The following is a 16,463-nucleotide window of genomic DNA, read 5'->3' as shown; positions in this document are numbered from 1 at the left end:
AATTAATACAGCACGTTCTTCGCTTCCGGCTGGTCGACATTGGCCTTGGTGACGATCACCACGCCCGTGTTGACGAAGGGCGCGACCTTCTTGCCTTCGATCAGGCTGACGAGGGTTTTCACGCCCAGCGCGCCCATCGAGTAGGAACCCTGCACGGCGGTCGCGTACAAGGTGCCGTCCTTGACGAAATTTTTCAGGTCTTCATTGCCGTCGAAGCCCACGGCGATCACCTTGCCGGCCTTGCCCGCCTGCGCGATGGCGCGGCCCATGCCCACGGCCGTCGGTTCATTGGCGCCGAAGATGCCCTTCAAGTCGGGATTCGACGCCAGCACGTCGGTCGTCTGGTTCAGCGCCGTGGCCATCTGCGACTGCGAATAATAAGTGCCGACGATCTGCAGCTGCGAGTTCTTCTCGATGTAACGCTTGAAGCCGCCCACCCTGCCCGTCTCGGAACCGGCGCCCGCCACGTACGACATCACGGCGATCTTGCCCGTCTTGCCGACCTGCGAAATGAGGGCCTTGGCGCTGGCTTCGCCGGCCGCTTCGTTATCGGTCGACAGGAAGGACTGGTAATAGCGCTTGCCGCTGTCGGCCACCAGCGAATCGATCAGCACCACGGGAATCTTCGCTTCCCACGCTTTCTTCAGGGCCGGCACCAGCGCGTCCGGGTCCGACGCGGCCAGCACGATGCCGGCCACCTTGCGCGTGACGGCGTTTTCCACCATGCTGACCTGGTCGGCGATGGCCGATTCCGAGGCCGGTCCCTGGAAGGTCAGGCTGTAGCCCTTGGCGTCGGCGGCGCTGGCCGTGGCGCCCTTTTTCACGTTTTGCCAGTAGTTGGAATTGGTCGTCTTGACGATCACGGCGATCTCGCCCTGGGCGGCAAAGGCGGCGCTGGCGCTCAGGGCAAATGCTGCGGTCAACAGACCGAGCAAAACGGTGTTGAAGGCTTTGAAGGTTTTCATTGTCGTCCTCATGTAATTATAGATTTAATAGATTGACTTCATGCGTGCTGCTTGCTGCTTCAGGCGCGGTTGCGCTTCTGATCGATCCAGACGGTCAGCAAGATGACCAGTCCGATAATGATTTGCTGGATAAAGCTCGATACCCCGTTCATGTTCAAGCCGTTGCGCAGGATGCCGATGACGAAGGAACCGATGACGGTGCCGGAGATGGTGCCGATGCCGCCGATCAGCGAGGCGCCGCCGATCACGGCGCTGGCGATCGCATCGAGTTCGTACATCACGCCCTCGTTCGGCTGCGCCGTCACCAGGCGCGACATCAGCACGCAGCCCGTCAGGCCCGACAAGGCGCCGGACAGGGTGTACACCAGCAGGGTCACGCGGCCCACCTTCACGCCGGACAAACGCGCCGCTTCCGCATTCGAACCGACGGCATAGATATGCCGGCCAAAGGTGGTGCGGCTGAGCATGATGGAGACGGCCACGGCGATCACCACCATCAGCACCACCGGATACGGAATGCCGGGGAAAACGACTTCGGGAAAGGTGCCGCCCGTGTCGCGCTCGATGCGCCACAACACGCCATTACCGAGTTCGCCGAACGACTCGCCCAGGCCGGAAATGGCACGCGCGCCCGTCACCTGCAGCGCCAGGCCGCGCGCAATCAGCATCATGCCCAGGGTGGCGATGAAGGGCGGCAGTTTCAATTGCGTGATGCAAAAGCCGTTGACGGCGCCGCACATGGCGCCCACCACGATGCCGCCCAGCATGGCGACCGGCACGGGCACGCCGCTTTTCACCAGCAGCGCGGCGGCCACGCCGGCCAGCGCCAGCACGGAGCCGGAACTGAGGTCGATGCCGCCCGTGATGATGACGCAGGTGGCGGCGATGCCCAGGTAGGCGATCGACGTCACCTGCAAGGCCACGCTCATGCCATTGCTGACGGAGAAAAAGGCATTGCTGGTCAGGGAAAACACCAGCAGCAACAGCGACAGGCTGCCCAGCGCGGCGAATTTTTGGATCAGTTCTTTGTTCATTTTTTTAAGCTTTCTGTTTTTAATGGACTGCCGCCTGGCCAGTGGCGGGACTGGCTGCGCGCCCCGACGCCAGCTGCATGATCTCTTCCTGCGACGACTCGCGCGTATTGACGATGCCGCTGATGCGCCCTTCATGGAATACGGCCACCCGGTCCGTCATGCCCATGATCTCGGGCAGTTCTGACGTGATCAGCACCACGCCGATGCCTTCAGACGCGAGCTTGTCGAGCAGCTGGTAGATGGCGAACTTGGCCCCCACGTCGATGCCGCGCGTGGGTTCGTCGAAGAAGATGATTTTCGAATCGCGGTACAGCCATTTGCTGATGACGATCTTTTGCTGGTTGCCGCCCGAGAGGTTGCGCGCGATCTGTTTCGAGGTCGGCGTCTTGATGCCCAGCGCCGCGATGTACTGCTGCGCCACCGCCTCTTCCCTGGCGAAATCGATGAAGCCGAAGCGGTTGGCCAGCGCCGAGACATTCGTCAGGGTCAGGTTGGCCGCCACCGACATGCGGATCGCCAGTCCATGGCTCTTGCGGTCTTCCGACAGGTAGGCGATACCGTGTCCGATGGCGTCGATGGGGCTGCCTATCGTCACCGCCACGTCGCCCAGGTGGATGGCGCCGCCGGTGAGCGGATCGGCGCCGAAGATGGCGCGCGCCACTTCCGTGCGCCCCGCGCCCATCAGGCCGGAAAAGCCGAGGATCTCGCCGCGCCGCAAATCAAAGCTCAGCGGGCCGAAGACATCCTTGCGGTGCAAATCGCTCACGCGCAGCAGCACTTCGGCCGTCGGCGTCGAGACGCGGTCGGGAAATTTTTCATCGAGGGTACGGCCCACCATCCTGGCCACGATGGCATCGAGGGTGGTGGCGGCAAAATCGTCGGTGCAGACGAATTTGCCGTCGCGCAGCACCGTCACCCGGTCGATGATGTGCTGCATTTCTTCGAGCCGGTGCGAGATGTAGACCACGCTCACGCCGTTGCGCTTGAGTTCATTGATGATGTCGAATAGCTGGCCCGTCTCGCTTTCCGTCAGCGAGGACGTGGGCTCGTCCATGATCAGCACCTCGGTATTGAGTGACAGCGCCTTGGCGATTTCCACCATCTGCTGCTGCGCGCAGGACAGGTTTTTCACCAGCTGGCGCGGGTCGATACGCAGTTTTAGCCGGTCCAGCAGCGCCTGCGCATCGGCACGCATTTTCTTGCGGTCGATAAAAATGCCGCGCACCGGTTCGCGCGCCAGGAAAATATTCTCCGCCACGCTCAGGTGCGGGATCAAATTCAGTTCCTGGTGGATGATGGCGATGCCGGCCGCCTCCGCCTCCACGCTGCTGGCAAAGCTGCACACCTTGCCCTTGTAGACCAGTTCCCCCTCGTCGGCCTGGTACACGCCGCTCATCACCTTCATCAGGGTGGACTTGCCTGCGCCGTTTTCGCCGCACAGCGCATGGGCCTCGCCCTTGCGCAGGCTGAAACTGACGTTGTCGAGCGCCAGCACGCCGGGAAAGCGCTTGCTGACCTTGTGCAGCGCCAGTATCTCTTCGGATTGATTCATGGTGTGTCTCCTCCACTCCACTGCCATAGGCCGGCGCGCCGATGTCTGAGCACCTTGGCGGCACGCCGGTCTGCTGCCGTATTAACTGTCGATCAGCTGCGGATTCCACGCATGCACGGTCTGCCGCTGTTCGCCGAGGCCTTCGATCCCCAGGCGCATGGTGTCGCCCGGCTTCAAATACACGGCCGACGGTTTCTGCCCCATGCCCACGCCCGGCGGCGTGCCGGTGCTGATGATGTCGCCCGGGTACAAGGTCATGAAACGGCTGATGTAGCTAACCAGGTTCGCCACGCCGAAGACCATCGTTTGGGTATTGCCGTCCTGGACGCGCTTGCCGTTCACTTCCAGCCACAGGCCCAGGTTTTGCGGGTCCGCCACTTCGTCGCTGGTCACCAGCCAGGGGCCGATGGGGCCGAAGGTATCGCAGCCCTTGCCCTTGTCCCACTGGCCGCCGCGCTCCAATTGGTATTCGCGTTCGGACAAATCGTTCACCACGCAGTAGCCGGCCACGTGCGACAGCGCCTCCGCTTCGCTCACATAGCGCGCGGTGGTGCCGATCACCACGCCCAGCTCGACTTCCCAGTCGCTTTTCTGCGAATCCTGCGGCAGCACGACGGCGTCGTTGGCGCCGATGATGGCGCTGGTGGCCTTCATGAACAGCACCGGCTCAACCGGCACGGCCATGCCCGATTCGGCCGCATGGTCGGCATAGTTCAGGCCCACGCATAAAAACTTGCCCACGCCCTGCCACGGCGGCGCGATGCGGCCAGGGTTGGCCACCAGCGGCAGGCTGGCGATATCGACGGCGGCCAGGTTTGCCAGGCCATCCTTGCCCAGGGTCGCGGCCGTAATATCGGGCAGCACGCCGGACAGGTCGCGCACGGCGCCGTCGGCATCGATCAAGGCAGGTTTTTCAGCGCCCTTGGCGCCATACCGCATCAGTTTCATGTGTGTCTCTCGTTGTTGTAATTAATTTGACCAGCCGCCATCGATCACGTGGACCATACCGGTGGTAAAAGCCGATTCGTCGGAAGCCAGATACACGGCCAGGGCGGCGATTTCCTCTGCCCTGCCCACTCGTCCCATCGGCTGGCGTGCGACAAACGCCGCCTGCACTTCATCGATGCTCACTCCCGTCGCTGCCGCCTGCGCGGCAATGCGTTCCTTCAGCGAAGGCGATTCGATGGTGCCGGGGCAGATCGCATTGCAGCGGATGCCGCGCGTGACGAAGTCCGCCGCCACCGACTTGGTCATGCCCACCACGGCCGCCTTCGAGGTGCCGTAGATAAAGCGGTTCGGCGCACCCTTCACGCTCGATGCCACCGACGACATATTGACGATGGAGCCGGCGCCCCTGGCCAGCATGCCGGGCAGCACGGCGCGCATCAGCCGGTACATGGAGCGCGCGTTGATGTCGAAGGAGCGGTCCCAGGCCGCATCGTCGCAGTCGAGGATGGTGCCGCCGTCGACGAAGCCGGCGCAGTTGAACAGGATATCGACGGGGCCGATCTCGCCTGCCAGCGCGGTGATCGCCGCGCCATCGGTCACATCGAGCCGGCGGATGGCGCAACCCGTCGCTTCCTTCAGCGCGTCGAGCTGGGCCTGGTTGATATCGGTGGCGATCACGGTGGCGCCTTCTCGCACGAAGGCTTCGGCCGTGGCGCGGCCAATGCCCTGGCCGGCGGCGGTGAGCAGGGCGATTTTTCCTTGTAGTCTGGCGGTCATGTTGTCTCCTCTTTTAGGCCTAAGCCATATGAAATACGTGTTCCATCATCGCCCAGTGCTCGCCCTCGGCGCGCGAGGCCAGCGGCAGCTGGCAGGGGGCGCAAAAGGTCCACCAGCGCTGCGTTTCCGGGTCGGCGGCGATGGCCGCCATGTCGGCCGCGAAATCCCTGCCGTGGTATTCCCAGTAACCGAACAGCAGGTTTTCCGGTTCGCGCAAAAAGATCGAATAATTGCTGACATGCGCCGCCGTCAGCTTGGCCAGCACCTGCGGCCAGACGGCGGCGTGCAGGTTTTTGTATTCCGCGATGCGGTCCGGCGCGATGCCGATGACCATGCCCATTCTCTTCATGGCGTTTCCTGATTGAGGCCGTAAAAACGCAGTGCATTGAGGCCAAAAATATCGTCCCTGTCCTGCTGATCGAGATGCGCCAGCAGCGCCTCGCTGGCGGCCAGCCAGGCCGCATAGCCGCCGGCCAGGTCGACTACCGGCCAGTCGCTGCCCCAGATCACGCGCTGGGCTCCAAAAACTTCCAGCACATGCGCCACATACGGCCGCAAATCATCCACGTGCCAGCCGGACCGCGCTTCCGTCACCAGCCCGGACAGCTTGCAGTGCACGTTCGGCAGCCTGGCCAGCTGCGCCATGTCTTCGCGCCAGCGGCCAAATTCAGCTTCGGCGATCGGCGGCTTGGCCGCATGGTCGATCACGATGGGGAGCAGCGGACAGGCGCGCGCGCAATGCAGCAGCGCGGGCAGGTGGCGCGGCAGCACCAGCGCGTCCAGACGCAGGCCGCGTTCCACCATGGCGGCCAGGGCTGGCGCCAGCGCCGGGTTGGCGATCCATTGATCGTCGTCGAGGTCCTGCAGCATCGGGCGCAGGCCTTTGAGCTTGCCGTGCGACGCCAGGCGGGCAATCGCCGCCGGCGCGTCTTCGGCCAGCAAATCGGTCCAGCCCACGACGGCGCGGATAAAGCTGGTGTTTTCCGCCAGCGCCAGCAGGTAATCGGTATCGGCAGACGACGGCAGCGACTGCACCAGCACCGTGCCGGCGATGCCGTGCGCGGCCAGCAGGGGCGCCAGGTCGGCGGGCGCAAAATCGCGGTGGATGGCGGCCAGGGACGGCGGCGGCCAGCTGCCGCCGCGCGCGGCCAGTTGCCAGCAGTGCTGGTGGGCGTCGATGCGCATCATCCGGCTCCCCTGGGCACTGGTGCGCGCGCATCGATCAGGCCAGCTTCCTGCAAGGCTGTCCACAAGGCGTGCGGCAAGGGCGTGGCGAACCAGTCGAGGTTTTGGCGCAGCTGCGCCAGGTCCTGGCCGCCCGGGATGCAGGAAACGACGGCCGGATGGGCGAGCGGAAACTGCAGGGCGGCGGCCTGCAGCGGCACGTTGAATGCGCGGCAGATGGCGTCCAGGCGCGCCACGCGCTCGAGTATCGCGGCCGGCGCATCGGCGTAATTGAATTTGCCGTTCCCCGCCAGCACGCCCGAGTTGAACGGACCGCCGATCACGATGGCGTTGCCGCGTTCCACGCACAGGTCCAGCAATGGCGACAGCGAAGCCTGCTCCAGCAAGGTGTAGCGGCCGGCCAGCAGGGTGCAATCGAGGTCGAATTCCGCCATCGCCCGCAGCACGACCTCGCATTCGTTGACGCCCAGGCCCACGGCCTTCACCTGGCCGCCGGCGCGCAGTTCATCAAGGGCACGAAAGCCGCCGCCCTCGGTCAGCTGGCGCCAGTAGTGCTGCTCGCGTTCGCCATGCGTGGCCTTGCCGATGTCGTGCACGAACAGGATATCGATGCGCTCGAGCCCCAGGCGCTGCAGGCTGTCGTCGTGCGAACGCAGCACGCCGTCATACGTGTAATCGTAATGGGGGCGGAACGGCAGCGGCGCGGCAAAGCCGTCGTCGCCGGGACGCACGCAGGCGTCGGGCCGCATCAGCCGTCCCGCCTTGGTGCTGACGACAACATGATCGCGGGGCCGCTCGCGCAGCGCCGCGCCGAGGCGGTGTTCGGACTGGGTATAGCCATAGAACGGCGCCGTGTCGAAGAAGCGCACGCCGGCGTCCCAGGCGCCATCGAGGGTGGCGCGCGCCTGCGCATCGCTGACCGGCTGGTACAGGCCGCCCAGCGGCGCGCAGCCCATGCCGATGCAGGGCAGCGACAGGCCGCCACGCGGCAAGCTACGCAATTGTGTGACATCCATGAAGCCGGTCCTCAGGCAGCGCGCAAGGGGAAGCAGCCTGGCCCCACCGCGTCGAATTGTTTATAGGTCAGCACGAACTCCTGGTGGCCCAGGTCTTCCGAGCGGCTCGGTTCTCCATTGGCCACGTTCAGCACGGCGGCGACGATCTCCGCGCCCACCTCTTCCAGGCTGGCTTCGCCCGTGAGGATCTTGCCGGCGTTGATATCCATGTCGTCGGCCAGGCGCTCGAAGGTTTGCGGATTGGCGCACACCTTGATGACGGGCGAAATCGCCGATCCCACCACGGAGCCGCGTCCGGTAGTAAACAGGGTGATGTGGGCGCCGCAGGAAATGAGTTCGACGATTTCCGCGTTGTCCGACACGTTCGGGAAACCGAAACGCGGCTCGCCGTCCGGCACCACGTCGAGCAGGTACAGGCCGCCGCCGGCAGGCTGGTCGCCCGGTTTCAAAATGCCGACGATGGGTGAGGAACCGCTCTTGGCATAGGCGCCCAGCGACTTTTCTTCCTGCGTGGTCAGGCCGCCATCGGCGTTCCCCGGCGAGAAGCTGCCATGGCCCATGATGGTGTAGTAGCGCGCGGCCTTGGCCACGGTTTCGACGATGGCGTTACCCAGGTCCGGGCTGACGGCGCGCCGCTGCATGTGGTATTCGCAGCCCACCAGTTCTCCCGTCTCTTCGAAGATGCACGGGCTGCCGGCCGCGATCAGGGTATCGAAGGCGACACCGACGGCCGGGTTGGCGCTGATGCCGCTGGTGCTGTCGGAGCCGCCGCAGATAGTGGCGACGACGAGTTCATCGATGCCCATCGGCACGCGCTCCTGGCGCGCCAGGTGATCGAGAGCCCAGCCTATCCATTCGACGCCGCTGCTCACGCTGGGGCGCGTGCCGCTGTTTTCCTGGATGGTGATCGTGTGCACGGGACGGTCGCTGTCGGCCACGGCGCTGGACAAGCCATATTTATTGAAGCCTTCGCAGCCCAGGGAGACGAGCAGCACGGCGCCCACGTTCGGGTGCGTCAGCAGGCGGCGCATCACCTGGTCCGCGTATTCGTTGGGGAAGCAGCCTGTAAAGCCGATCAGGTGCACGGGCTGGCCGGGAAAGGCGTTGACCATCAGGCGCGCCACATGGTGCGCGCATTCGACCATATAGGCCACCACCACGATATTGCGGATGCCCTTGCGGCCATCGGCGCGCAGGTAGCCCGAGAGGACCGGGGCCGGTGTCGTTGCGGGAGCGTTCATGCTTGATCGTCCTTGTGCAGGAAATGGTGGCCGTCCTGGCCCAGGGTAAACGTGGGGATGTAGTCGCTTGCCAGGTTGTGCGTGTGGATATGCTCGCCGATGGCGACGGGAGCCGTGATGCTGCCGATCAGGGCGCCGTAGCGCAGCACCTTGTCGCCCACGGCCAGCGCGCGGCGCGCCACCTTGTGGCCGATCTGGATGTCTTGCGCCAGGGTGACGGGCAAGCCGTCGATGGCGACGATCTCGCCGCTGGCCAAGGCCGTCCTGGCGATCAGGCAGTTATCCTCGGGCGACATCAGCAGCAGGCTGGCAGGCCGGGAAGCGAGGCTCATGGCGCACCCTCCCCGGCAATGACGGCTAGACGGTCGGCTGGCTCAGTTTTTCGCGCGTGCCGATCGACGACAGCATGGTGCGGCGCGAGGAATCGAGGTGCGAACGCATGGCCTCGAGCGCCTTCGGTATGTCGTGTTCCGCCAGCGCATGCAGGATCGCCAGATGCTCCTGCACCGCGTACTGGTTGCGGCCCTTTTCCTCGCCCTTGTCCCACTGGTAATGATAGTGGAAGACAAACGAGACGATATCGTAGAAGCCCTGCGCGAAGCGGTTGTTCAAGAGGCCGATCAGAAAGGTGTGGAACTCGCGGTCCAGCGCCGGAAACGCATTGTGGCGCGTAGCTATCCTGGCCGCCAGCTTCTCGTGCTGTTTGATCAGGCGCGCCAGTTCCGCATACGCCGGATCGCCATGCGGCAGGTGCGCAAACTGCTCCACGGCCGCCATCTCGAACATGCGCCGCATGTCCGCCAGTTCGGTGGCGAACGAGCGATCGAACGCGCACAGGCGCCAGCCGCCGCGCGGTTTCTTTTCGATCAGGCCGAAGCGCGAAAAACCGATCAGAAATTCGCGCACGCTGACGGTACTGGCGCCCGCCTCGCGCGCCAGCTCCGCTTCCGAAAATTCCGCGCCGGGCGGCATGTCGCGCTGATACACGCGCTCCATCAGCACCTGCTGGATACGCTCGGCCCCCGACTGCAATTCGGAGATGTCGAAGTAGTCGCCCGGTATGGGTTTGCGCAGCAGACGCCGGTCCGCCGGGCTGGCGATCAGCCGCCGCGTCGACAGGTAAGCGATCGCGCTGCGGATGGCCGTGCGGCTGCCCTGGCAGATGGTGGTCAGGAACTGCTCCGTCGGCAGCATCTCGCCCACTGCGACATTCTCGGCGAGAAATTGCAACAGCAGATTGGTACTGCGCTTGAAGACGGTGGCGGGTTTGGACATGGAGGAATGAACGCGCTATGCCAGCGAAAGGGAAAGTGGATGAGTGGGCCATTTTAGTCGATATCGGATTGGATCGGCATGCCGAAAAAGAAACAACTGCGGTGACGGGGGCCTTCATGGCTGCGCTCCCGCCGCCAGCATGGCGCGCAAACGCGGCTGCGCCAGCGCGGGACAGAGCTGCCGCGCCAGCGCCGCCACGGGCGCCATGCGGCGCGCGATCTTGCCGGCGTGGTGCTGGGCGATGTCGGCCAGGCGGTGCGCAAGAAAGGGATTGCAAAAGCGTTCCCTGACCTGCGCCACGTAGGCCAGCGCGGCGTCGCCGTGCTGCGCGCCCATGGCGGCAAACACGGGCAGCACTTCCTCGCGCCACAAGGCTTCCAGCGCGGCGCGCATGGCGCCATCGTCCATCGCCTCGCGCACCGTCATGCCGGCCGGGCTGCCCCGTTCCATCCATAGCTGCGCCAGATACGTGTGACCGAGGTTGAGCAAAAACAGCTTGCGCTGTTCATACTCGCGCAGGCTGTTTGTGACCACCAGCTGCGGATGGCGGCACGGCAGCAGCATGCCTTCCTGCGCCTCGATGGCCCACAGCGCATAGGGCTCGGCCACGGCGCCGACCGGTTCGATCGGCTCGGAAACGATGCGGTCGACGAGGGAATTGATCCACAGGCAGCCCGTTTCCAGGTAGCCGATGAAGGCGGCATCGCAATGCCAGTGCCGCGCCAATGCGACGATCACCTGGCGCAGTACATGACCGTTGTCGGCCACCAGTTCGCACGGAAAAATCGAGAGGGGCGCGGCGCAGGCCAGGAAGCGGCCGTGCAGCAGCACCAGCAGCTTGGCGGGAAAGCTGGCGGGAACGGTATCGCCGTCGAGCATGCCGGCGTGGTCGGATGCATCGAGCTGGTAGCCCGTGTCGCCCGTATTCGAGACGATCACGCGCGCGGCCACCGCCGCATCGCGCACCTGCGGCCAGTCGCTGCCCGCCTGCCACGCTTGCGTGACGGCGTGGGCGCGGCGCTCGTCATCGACTTGCGCGCCGTCCTGCCAGCCGCGGATGCGCACGGGATAGCCGCCGGGCTGGCGAAACGCCGCCACCCTCGCCGCGCCCTGCGCGCTGCCGGTCGTTTGCACGATGGTGATCTGCCCCAGCGCCTGGCCTGCCTCGGCCGCCTCGCTGACGAACAGGTCGGCGTGCGCCTGCAGGAAGCGGCTGGTGCCAAATTGCAGTATGGGGTTGAGATCGCGCATCTCAGACCTCGACGATGGCCTTGATGACACCCGCCTCGGGCTGCATCCAGCGATCGAGCACGCCGGTAAATTCGTCGAGCGTGGTGCGGTGGGTATTGAGCAGCGCGGTGGGGACTTTCCCCGCCTTCATGGCCGCCACCACGTCCTCGAAATCGTCGACGGTGGCATTGCGGCTGCCCAGCAAGGTGGTTTCGCGCTTGTGGAATTCAGGATCGGAGAACGACAGGCGGTCGCGCACGATCGACACCAGCACATAGGAGCCGCCGTGGGCGACAAAGTCCAGGCCCCGCTCCATGGCGGCGATGTTGCCGGTGGCGTCAAACACCACGTCGAAGAATTCGCCGCCGGTGGCATCCGACAGCTGCTGCTGGTCGCCCTCGCCCAGCGGCACCGTGCGGGCGATGCCCAGCGCGTCACGGCAGAACCGCAGGCGGTCGGCGCGGCCATCGAGCACCGTCACGTCGGCGCCTTTCAACGATGCGAACAGCATCACGGCCATGCCGATCGGGCCGGCGCCCACCACCAGCACGCGCTTGCCGGCGTCCACCGCGCCGCGCTTGACGGCATGCGCGCCGATGGCGAGAAATTCGATCATGGCCGCGTCGTCGAGCGAGATGCCTTCCGTCTTGAAGACAAAGCGCTCGGGCAACGCCAGGTATTCGCTCATGCCGCCGTCGCGGTGCACGCCCAGCACTTCGATGCGGGTGCAGCAGTTGGTCTTGCCCTGGCGGCAGGCCACGCAAGTACCGCACGACAGGTAGGGCATGACGTAGACCTGGTCGCCCACGGCCAGGCGCGAGCCGGCCGGCGCGCTGTGGATATGGCCGGACAATTCATGCCCCATCACGCGCGGATAGCTGAGGAAAGGCTGGGTGCCACGGAAGATATGCATGTCGGTGCCGCAGATGCCGACGCGGCGTATGCGCAGCAGCACTTCGCCCTCGGCGGGCACGGGCACGGGGCGCTGCTCCATGCGCAAACTGCCGGGCGTATCGCAAACGATACTTTTCATCATGGTCGTCTCTCTCGCCGCCCGGATCTTCCAGACGGCATATTATATTTAACGTACAAACCAACTGTGAAAAAAATCCGTCTGCGCGGATTGTCTTTCCAGCCCTGCCAGTGGCGCTTCTTGCTGCGCCGCACAACGAGCATGCCGTCATGCCGCCTGGCCCGAAGCTGTTTCTTTTACTGAAATCATGATTCGGTTTTATAAATATACCGTACAAAAAAATGAAGGTCAACGGATTCTTTTTCGGTTTTTTTTGGGCTCTCTGCTACATTCCTGCTTGACCCTGACGTGGCGTCAGGCGTCATCGTGGTAGCACGCACTGAAGACAAGGAGAAGACGATGCTGTTGAAAATCGGTGAACTGGCCAGGCTCACGGGCCTGACCATCCGCACCCTGCACCACTACGACAGCATCGGCCTGCTCTCGCCTTCGGGGCGCACGCAAGCTGGCTACCGCCTGTACCAGCACGGCGACATGGACCGGCTGCACCGGATCATGGCGCTGCGCAAGTTCGGGCTGTCGCTGGCCGATATCGCCAACGCCCTCGCCGGCCCGGACCTGCCCTTGAGCGCCATCGTGGCCCGGCAGATCGCCATGCTGGACCATCAGATCGCGCAAGCTTCCACCCTGCGTGTGCGCCTGCAAGGCTTGCAGGCGCAACTGGGACAAGGACAGGCGCCGGAACTGACCGAGTGGCTCACCACTATGGAGTTGATGACCATGTACGACAAATACTTTAGTGCCGAAGAACTGCAACAGCTGCCGCTGCTATCCGATGCGGCCGTGGAACAGGAATGGAAGGCGCTTGTCGCCCGAGTGCGCGCGCTGCAGGGGACGGGCGCTACGCCCGATGATGCGCGGGCGCAGGCCCTGGCCACGGAATGGATGGTCAAGCTGGTGCGCGACACGGGCGCCCATCCGGGCCTGTTCGCGCGGCTGAACAACATGCATGCGCAGGAGCCTTCCATGCAGCACGCCACCAGCGTCGATGCGGACTTGATGCGGTTCATCCTGGGGGCTTTCAATGCCTCGCGCATGGCGCTGTACAAGCCATTCCTCGACGAGCAGGAATACGCGCACCTGGTGGCCAACTACGGCAAGCGTTCGGGCGAGTGGCCGGCCCTGATCGCCGCCGTGCGCGCCGCCATCGATGCGCGCACGCCGCCCACCGACCCGGCCGTGCTGCAGCTGGCGCGGCAGTGGCTGGAACTGTTCCGCGCGTATGCGGGCAACAACCCGGCCACGCAGCTGAAATTCCGCCAGGCGCATCAGCAGGAACCGCGTTTGATGGAAGGCAGCTTTGTCGATGCCGCCATGCTGCAGTACCTGGGCGCGGCGATGGCCATCGTGGCGCAGGAAAAGCAAGGGTAACAGTTGGCGTGCGGTATTTTCCCGGCCAGGCCATGTAGAATCGGTCATCGCCAATCACAGGAATAACCGATGCGCCGCCTCTTGTTTGTATGTCTGTCCCTGCCCGCCCTGAACCTCGCCATGGCGGCCGAACCGCCCGTGCAAGGGGTGTGGCAGGGCACTGTGGGCAAGGCCGATATCGTCGCCTGCTTCAATCAACCCAGTCCCACGCAGGGCGCCGACCGCAGCGGCAGCTATTACTACACGCGCTACAAGACGCCGATCACGCTGACCAAACCGAACGGCAAAATCCTGTGGCAGGAACTCGACGCCAAGGGCGACACGACGGGCACGTGGTCTTTGAATGCGCCACAGGGCAACAAGGTCACAGGCACCTGGACCGAGCCGAAAAGCGGCAAGACCTTGCCGCTTTCCTTGAGCCTGGTGGAGGCGGCGGGCGACCGCGAGCATCCATCGTGCGGCAGCGATGCCTACAACCTGGCGCTGGAGGTTTTTCCCAGTACCAAGATAAGCAAGCCCATCGCCTTTGAGGGCAAGCAATACCGCAACCTGCAAGTGGGCGACACCATCACGGTGGAATTGATCGCGCCTGGCGACGGCATCGCGAAAATCAACGCGCAGCTGCGCGCCGTGCTGGCGAAGAACAAGAAGGACCTGGCCGACTTCTATGCCACGCGCCGCGAATACCTGGGCCGCAACGGTTTCACGGTAGAAGACGAAGTGTATACGGAACCGATCTACTGGTCGCCACGCTGGGTGACCATCAAATTCTACCGCTGGGCGGCCGGCTATGGCGCCAACGGCATCTCCATGAGGTTCCGCACCTGGGACGTGAAGACGGGCCAGGAAACGGACGTGTGGAACTGGTTTGGCGCCAGCGCCAGCGATGGCGACGACAAGGCCGAATTGCCGGACCGCCTGCGCCAGGCCCTGTTCAAGGATGTGAAAATCGACGCCGAATGCAAGGGCACGGATTACGACGGCCGCGGCCGCTTCCACCTGTCCTTGAAACCGGAAGGCGTGTCGTTCTGGGAAGACTCGAACGGCAGCGGCTGCGAAAACGATTTTTTACTGCCCTACAACAAGGTCGGCCCCTTCCTCACCGTCAAGGGCCGCGCCGCGCTCAGCGATCTGCTGCCGAAGAATTAAGCAGCGCCTCTGCCACCATCTCCGCCGTCGCGGCCGCCAGGGTCCAGCCCAGATGGCCGTGGCCCGTGTTGTAGTACACGCCCGGCACCTTGCCGGGCCCCACTTTCGGCAGCATGGCCGGCAGCATGGGGCGCAGGCCTGCCCACGGGATCACTTTGCGCGCATTGACTTCAGGAAAGCACTGCTCCACCCATTGCAGCAGCGGTCGGATGCGGTCGGCGCGGATGTCGTCATTGAAGCCGTTGAACTCGGCCGTACCCGCCACCCTGAGCCGGTCTTCACCCAGGCGGCTGCTGACCAGCTTGGTCGCATCGTCGAGCAGGCTGACGGACGGAGCCGCCGACTGGCTGGCTGCGTCATCGAGCTGCACGGTAATCGAATAGCCTTTCACGGGATACACGTTGACATGGTCGCCCAGCATGGCCGCCATGGCGCGGCTGGCCGTGCCCGCGCAGATGACGACGGCGTCGAACACGGCGCTGTCTTCGTCCATGGAAACACGCACCTTGCCGTGCTCGCGCGCCAGCGCGGTGACCTGCGCACCGTAGCGGCAGGCCACGCCCAGGCGGGCGCAGGCGTCGGCCAGGCCGCTGGTGAATTTGTGGATGTCGCCCGTGGAATCGCTGTCCGTGTAGTAGCCGCCGTAAAAGTCGCCGTGCAAGCTCGGTTCGATGGCGCGCATCTCCTGCGGCGTGACGGCGCGCCGCTGCAAGCCGCCCTGCGCCAGCAGGCGCGACACGCCGGCCGCCCGCTCGAAGCCGTGCCGGTCCCGATACACATGCAGGATGCCGGCGCGGCGGTGATCGAACGCTATCTTCTCTTCTTCCGCCCATGCAAACAGATGTGCGCGCGCGGCGATCGCCATGCGCGCCGTGGCGATGGTGTTGCGCTCGTAATCCGGCATGGCGGCGAGAAATTCCGCAAACCAGCTCAGCTTGTGCCAGCTGGGAGTCGGATTGAGCAGCAGCGGTGCATCGCGCCGCGTCATCCATTTCAGCGCATTCCATATCGTTGCCTTGTGGTTCCACACTTCCGCGTGCGAGGCCGACAATTGCCCGCCGTTCGCGTACGACGTTTCCATGGCGGCATAGCGGTGGCGCTCAATCAAGCTGACATCGACGCCCCGTTTCGCCAGCGCGTAAGCGGTGGTGACGCCCGTGATGCCGCCGCCGATGACGGCCACCGAGCGGCTCATGGCGCCCCTACCTTCTGCACGACGGTATCGCCCGCGTGCAAGACGCGGCCATCCTCGGCCAGCACGTCCATGCGGAGCACGGGCAAGCCTGAACCCCGTTGCAGCAAGGTCGAATGCGCCTCACCCGCCTCGAACAATTGCGCCTCGCTCCACTGGCGCAAGCCGACGACGACGGGAAACAAGGCCAGGCCTTTTTGTGTGAGCACATATTCCTGGTAGGCCGTGCCGTCCGAGGCGGGCGCAATGGTAAAAATACCTTCCTCCACCAAGGTATGCAGGCGGTCGGCCAGGATGTTCTTCGCCACTCCCAGGCTTTTCTGGAATTCGCCGAAGCGGCGCATGCCGTCGAAGGCGTCGCGCACGATCAGCAGCGACCAGCGCTCGCCGATCGCGTCGAGCGCGCGCGCCACGGGACAGGGGTCGGTTTTCAGGCTCTTGCGCTTGGCCACGGATGTCTCCTTGATTGAGTGGTTGCATTTTAAAACTTCTCGG

Annotated in this window: 17 protein-coding genes; 2 read left to right on the top strand and 15 right to left on the bottom strand. The window is 64.5% G+C overall.

All coding sequences use genetic code 11. The annotated features are described in order from the left end of the window. Positions 1–2: 2 nt before the first annotated feature. The 13 genes from CBW66_RS16420 to CBW66_RS16360 form a co-directional block, all read right to left on the bottom strand. A complete protein-coding gene (locus tag CBW66_RS16420; RefSeq protein WP_086138148.1) occupies positions 3–965 on the bottom strand; it encodes an ABC transporter substrate-binding protein in 963 nt (320 codons plus the stop codon). Positions 966–1,024: 59 nt separating this feature from the next. Next, entirely contained in the window at positions 1,025–1,999 is a 975-nt protein-coding gene (locus CBW66_RS16415) for an ABC transporter permease (protein WP_058051391.1), read from the bottom strand. 19 nt (positions 2,000–2,018) lie between these two features. Then, the gene (locus CBW66_RS16410; RefSeq protein WP_230492013.1) at positions 2,019–3,551 is read right to left on the bottom strand and encodes a sugar ABC transporter ATP-binding protein; all 1,533 of its coding nucleotides are present in this window, start codon (positions 3,549–3,551) and stop codon (positions 2,019–2,021) included. An 81-nt stretch (positions 3,552–3,632) separates the two neighbouring features. Continuing rightward, positions 3,633–4,499: a fumarylacetoacetate hydrolase family protein gene (locus CBW66_RS16405; RefSeq protein WP_086138146.1), complete on the bottom strand. Its 867-nt coding sequence runs from the start codon at positions 4,497–4,499 to the stop codon at positions 3,633–3,635. A gap of 21 nt (positions 4,500–4,520) precedes the next feature. Continuing rightward, positions 4,521–5,276 (bottom strand): SDR family oxidoreductase, encoded by a 756-nt coding sequence (locus CBW66_RS16400; RefSeq protein ID WP_086138145.1) that lies wholly within the window; start codon positions 5,274–5,276, stop codon positions 4,521–4,523. A gap of 19 nt (positions 5,277–5,295) precedes the next feature. Then, positions 5,296–5,625, bottom strand: a complete 330-nt coding sequence (locus CBW66_RS16395) for an L-rhamnose mutarotase (protein WP_086138144.1) — start codon at positions 5,623–5,625, stop codon at positions 5,296–5,298. Next, complete coding sequence (locus CBW66_RS16390; RefSeq protein WP_205701173.1) at positions 5,622–6,464, bottom strand: amidohydrolase; 843 nt, start codon at positions 6,462–6,464, stop codon at positions 5,622–5,624. Before CBW66_RS16390 ends, CBW66_RS16395 begins: the two co-directional genes overlap by 4 nt. Beyond that, positions 6,461–7,477: an aldo/keto reductase gene (locus CBW66_RS16385; protein WP_086138143.1), complete on the bottom strand. Its 1,017-nt coding sequence runs from the start codon at positions 7,475–7,477 to the stop codon at positions 6,461–6,463. Before CBW66_RS16385 ends, CBW66_RS16390 begins: the two co-directional genes overlap by 4 nt. 11 nt (positions 7,478–7,488) lie before the next feature. Then, on the bottom strand, positions 7,489–8,718 hold the full coding sequence (locus tag CBW66_RS16380; protein ID WP_086138142.1) for a UxaA family hydrolase: 1,230 nt from the start codon (positions 8,716–8,718) through the stop codon (positions 7,489–7,491). Next, complete coding sequence (locus CBW66_RS16375) at positions 8,715–9,050, bottom strand: UxaA family hydrolase (protein ID WP_086138141.1); 336 nt, start codon at positions 9,048–9,050, stop codon at positions 8,715–8,717. Before CBW66_RS16375 ends, CBW66_RS16380 begins: the two co-directional genes overlap by 4 nt. Positions 9,051–9,075: 25 nt before the next feature. Then, a complete protein-coding gene (locus CBW66_RS16370; protein ID WP_086138140.1) occupies positions 9,076–9,993 on the bottom strand; it encodes a GntR family transcriptional regulator in 918 nt (305 codons plus the stop codon). Between the two features lie 114 nt (positions 9,994–10,107). Continuing rightward, entirely contained in the window at positions 10,108–11,244 is a 1,137-nt protein-coding gene (locus CBW66_RS16365) for a D-mannonate oxidoreductase (RefSeq protein ID WP_086138139.1), read from the bottom strand. A 1-nt stretch (position 11,245) separates the two neighbouring features. Further along, positions 11,246–12,256, bottom strand: a complete 1,011-nt coding sequence (locus tag CBW66_RS16360; protein WP_086138260.1) for a zinc-binding alcohol dehydrogenase family protein — start codon at positions 12,254–12,256, stop codon at positions 11,246–11,248. 339 nt (positions 12,257–12,595) lie between these two features. Between CBW66_RS16360 and CBW66_RS16355 the strand changes: the two genes are divergently transcribed. Both CBW66_RS16355 and CBW66_RS16350 read left to right on the top strand, forming a co-directional pair. Further along, entirely contained in the window at positions 12,596–13,627 is a 1,032-nt protein-coding gene (locus CBW66_RS16355) for a MerR family transcriptional regulator (RefSeq protein ID WP_086138138.1), read from the top strand. Between the two features lie 69 nt (positions 13,628–13,696). Then, a complete protein-coding gene (locus CBW66_RS16350) occupies positions 13,697–14,776 on the top strand; it encodes a hypothetical protein (protein ID WP_086138137.1) in 1,080 nt (359 codons plus the stop codon). Here the strand turns inward: CBW66_RS16350 and CBW66_RS16345 are convergent. Both CBW66_RS16345 and CBW66_RS16340 read right to left on the bottom strand, forming a co-directional pair. Further along, positions 14,751–15,971, bottom strand: a complete 1,221-nt coding sequence (locus tag CBW66_RS16345; RefSeq protein ID WP_086138136.1) for a D-amino acid dehydrogenase — start codon at positions 15,969–15,971, stop codon at positions 14,751–14,753. The two genes, CBW66_RS16350 and CBW66_RS16345, sit on opposite strands and share 26 nt — an antisense overlap. Next, positions 15,968–16,420 (bottom strand): helix-turn-helix domain-containing protein, encoded by a 453-nt coding sequence (locus tag CBW66_RS16340; protein WP_086138135.1) that lies wholly within the window; start codon positions 16,418–16,420, stop codon positions 15,968–15,970. The genes CBW66_RS16345 and CBW66_RS16340 overlap by 4 nt, the downstream gene beginning before the upstream one ends. Between the last annotated feature and the right edge of the window lie 43 nt (positions 16,421–16,463).

Source organism: Janthinobacterium sp. GW456P (assembly GCF_002127655.1).
Taxonomy (GTDB): Bacteria; Pseudomonadota; Gammaproteobacteria; order Burkholderiales; family Burkholderiaceae_D; genus Janthinobacterium.
The sequence above is the reverse complement of the archived record's forward strand: the minus strand, read 5'-3'. Positions and strand labels throughout refer to the sequence as shown.

Excerpts from the sequence above, each read along its gene's own strand:
- CBW66_RS16420 (WP_086138148.1), bottom strand. The coding sequence starts at position 965 with ATGAAAACCTTCAAAGCCTTCAACACCGTTTTGCTCGGTCTGTTGACC.
- CBW66_RS16415 (WP_058051391.1), bottom strand. The coding sequence starts at position 1,999 with ATGAACAAAGAACTGATCCAAAAATTCGCCGCGCTGGGCAGCCTGTCG.
- CBW66_RS16410 (WP_230492013.1), bottom strand. The coding sequence starts at position 3,551 with ATGAATCAATCCGAAGAGATACTGGCGCTGCACAAGGTCAGCAAGCGC.
- CBW66_RS16405 (WP_086138146.1), bottom strand. The coding sequence starts at position 4,499 with ATGAAACTGATGCGGTATGGCGCCAAGGGCGCTGAAAAACCTGCCTTG.
- CBW66_RS16400 (WP_086138145.1), bottom strand. The coding sequence starts at position 5,276 with ATGACCGCCAGACTACAAGGAAAAATCGCCCTGCTCACCGCCGCCGGC.
- CBW66_RS16395 (WP_086138144.1), bottom strand. The coding sequence starts at position 5,625 with ATGAAGAGAATGGGCATGGTCATCGGCATCGCGCCGGACCGCATCGCG.
- CBW66_RS16390 (WP_205701173.1), bottom strand. The coding sequence starts at position 6,464 with ATGATGCGCATCGACGCCCACCAGCACTGCTGGCAACTGGCCGCGCGC.
- CBW66_RS16385 (WP_086138143.1), bottom strand. The coding sequence starts at position 7,477 with ATGGATGTCACACAATTGCGTAGCTTGCCGCGTGGCGGCCTGTCGCTG.
- CBW66_RS16380 (WP_086138142.1), bottom strand. The coding sequence starts at position 8,718 with ATGAACGCTCCCGCAACGACACCGGCCCCGGTCCTCTCGGGCTACCTG.
- CBW66_RS16375 (WP_086138141.1), bottom strand. The coding sequence starts at position 9,050 with ATGAGCCTCGCTTCCCGGCCTGCCAGCCTGCTGCTGATGTCGCCCGAG.
- CBW66_RS16370 (WP_086138140.1), bottom strand. The coding sequence starts at position 9,993 with ATGTCCAAACCCGCCACCGTCTTCAAGCGCAGTACCAATCTGCTGTTG.
- CBW66_RS16365 (WP_086138139.1), bottom strand. The coding sequence starts at position 11,244 with ATGCGCGATCTCAACCCCATACTGCAATTTGGCACCAGCCGCTTCCTG.
- CBW66_RS16360 (WP_086138260.1), bottom strand. The coding sequence starts at position 12,256 with ATGAAAAGTATCGTTTGCGATACGCCCGGCAGTTTGCGCATGGAGCAG.
- CBW66_RS16355 (WP_086138138.1), top strand. The coding sequence starts at position 12,596 with ATGCTGTTGAAAATCGGTGAACTGGCCAGGCTCACGGGCCTGACCATC.
- CBW66_RS16350 (WP_086138137.1), top strand. The coding sequence starts at position 13,697 with ATGCGCCGCCTCTTGTTTGTATGTCTGTCCCTGCCCGCCCTGAACCTC.
- CBW66_RS16345 (WP_086138136.1), bottom strand. The coding sequence starts at position 15,971 with ATGAGCCGCTCGGTGGCCGTCATCGGCGGCGGCATCACGGGCGTCACC.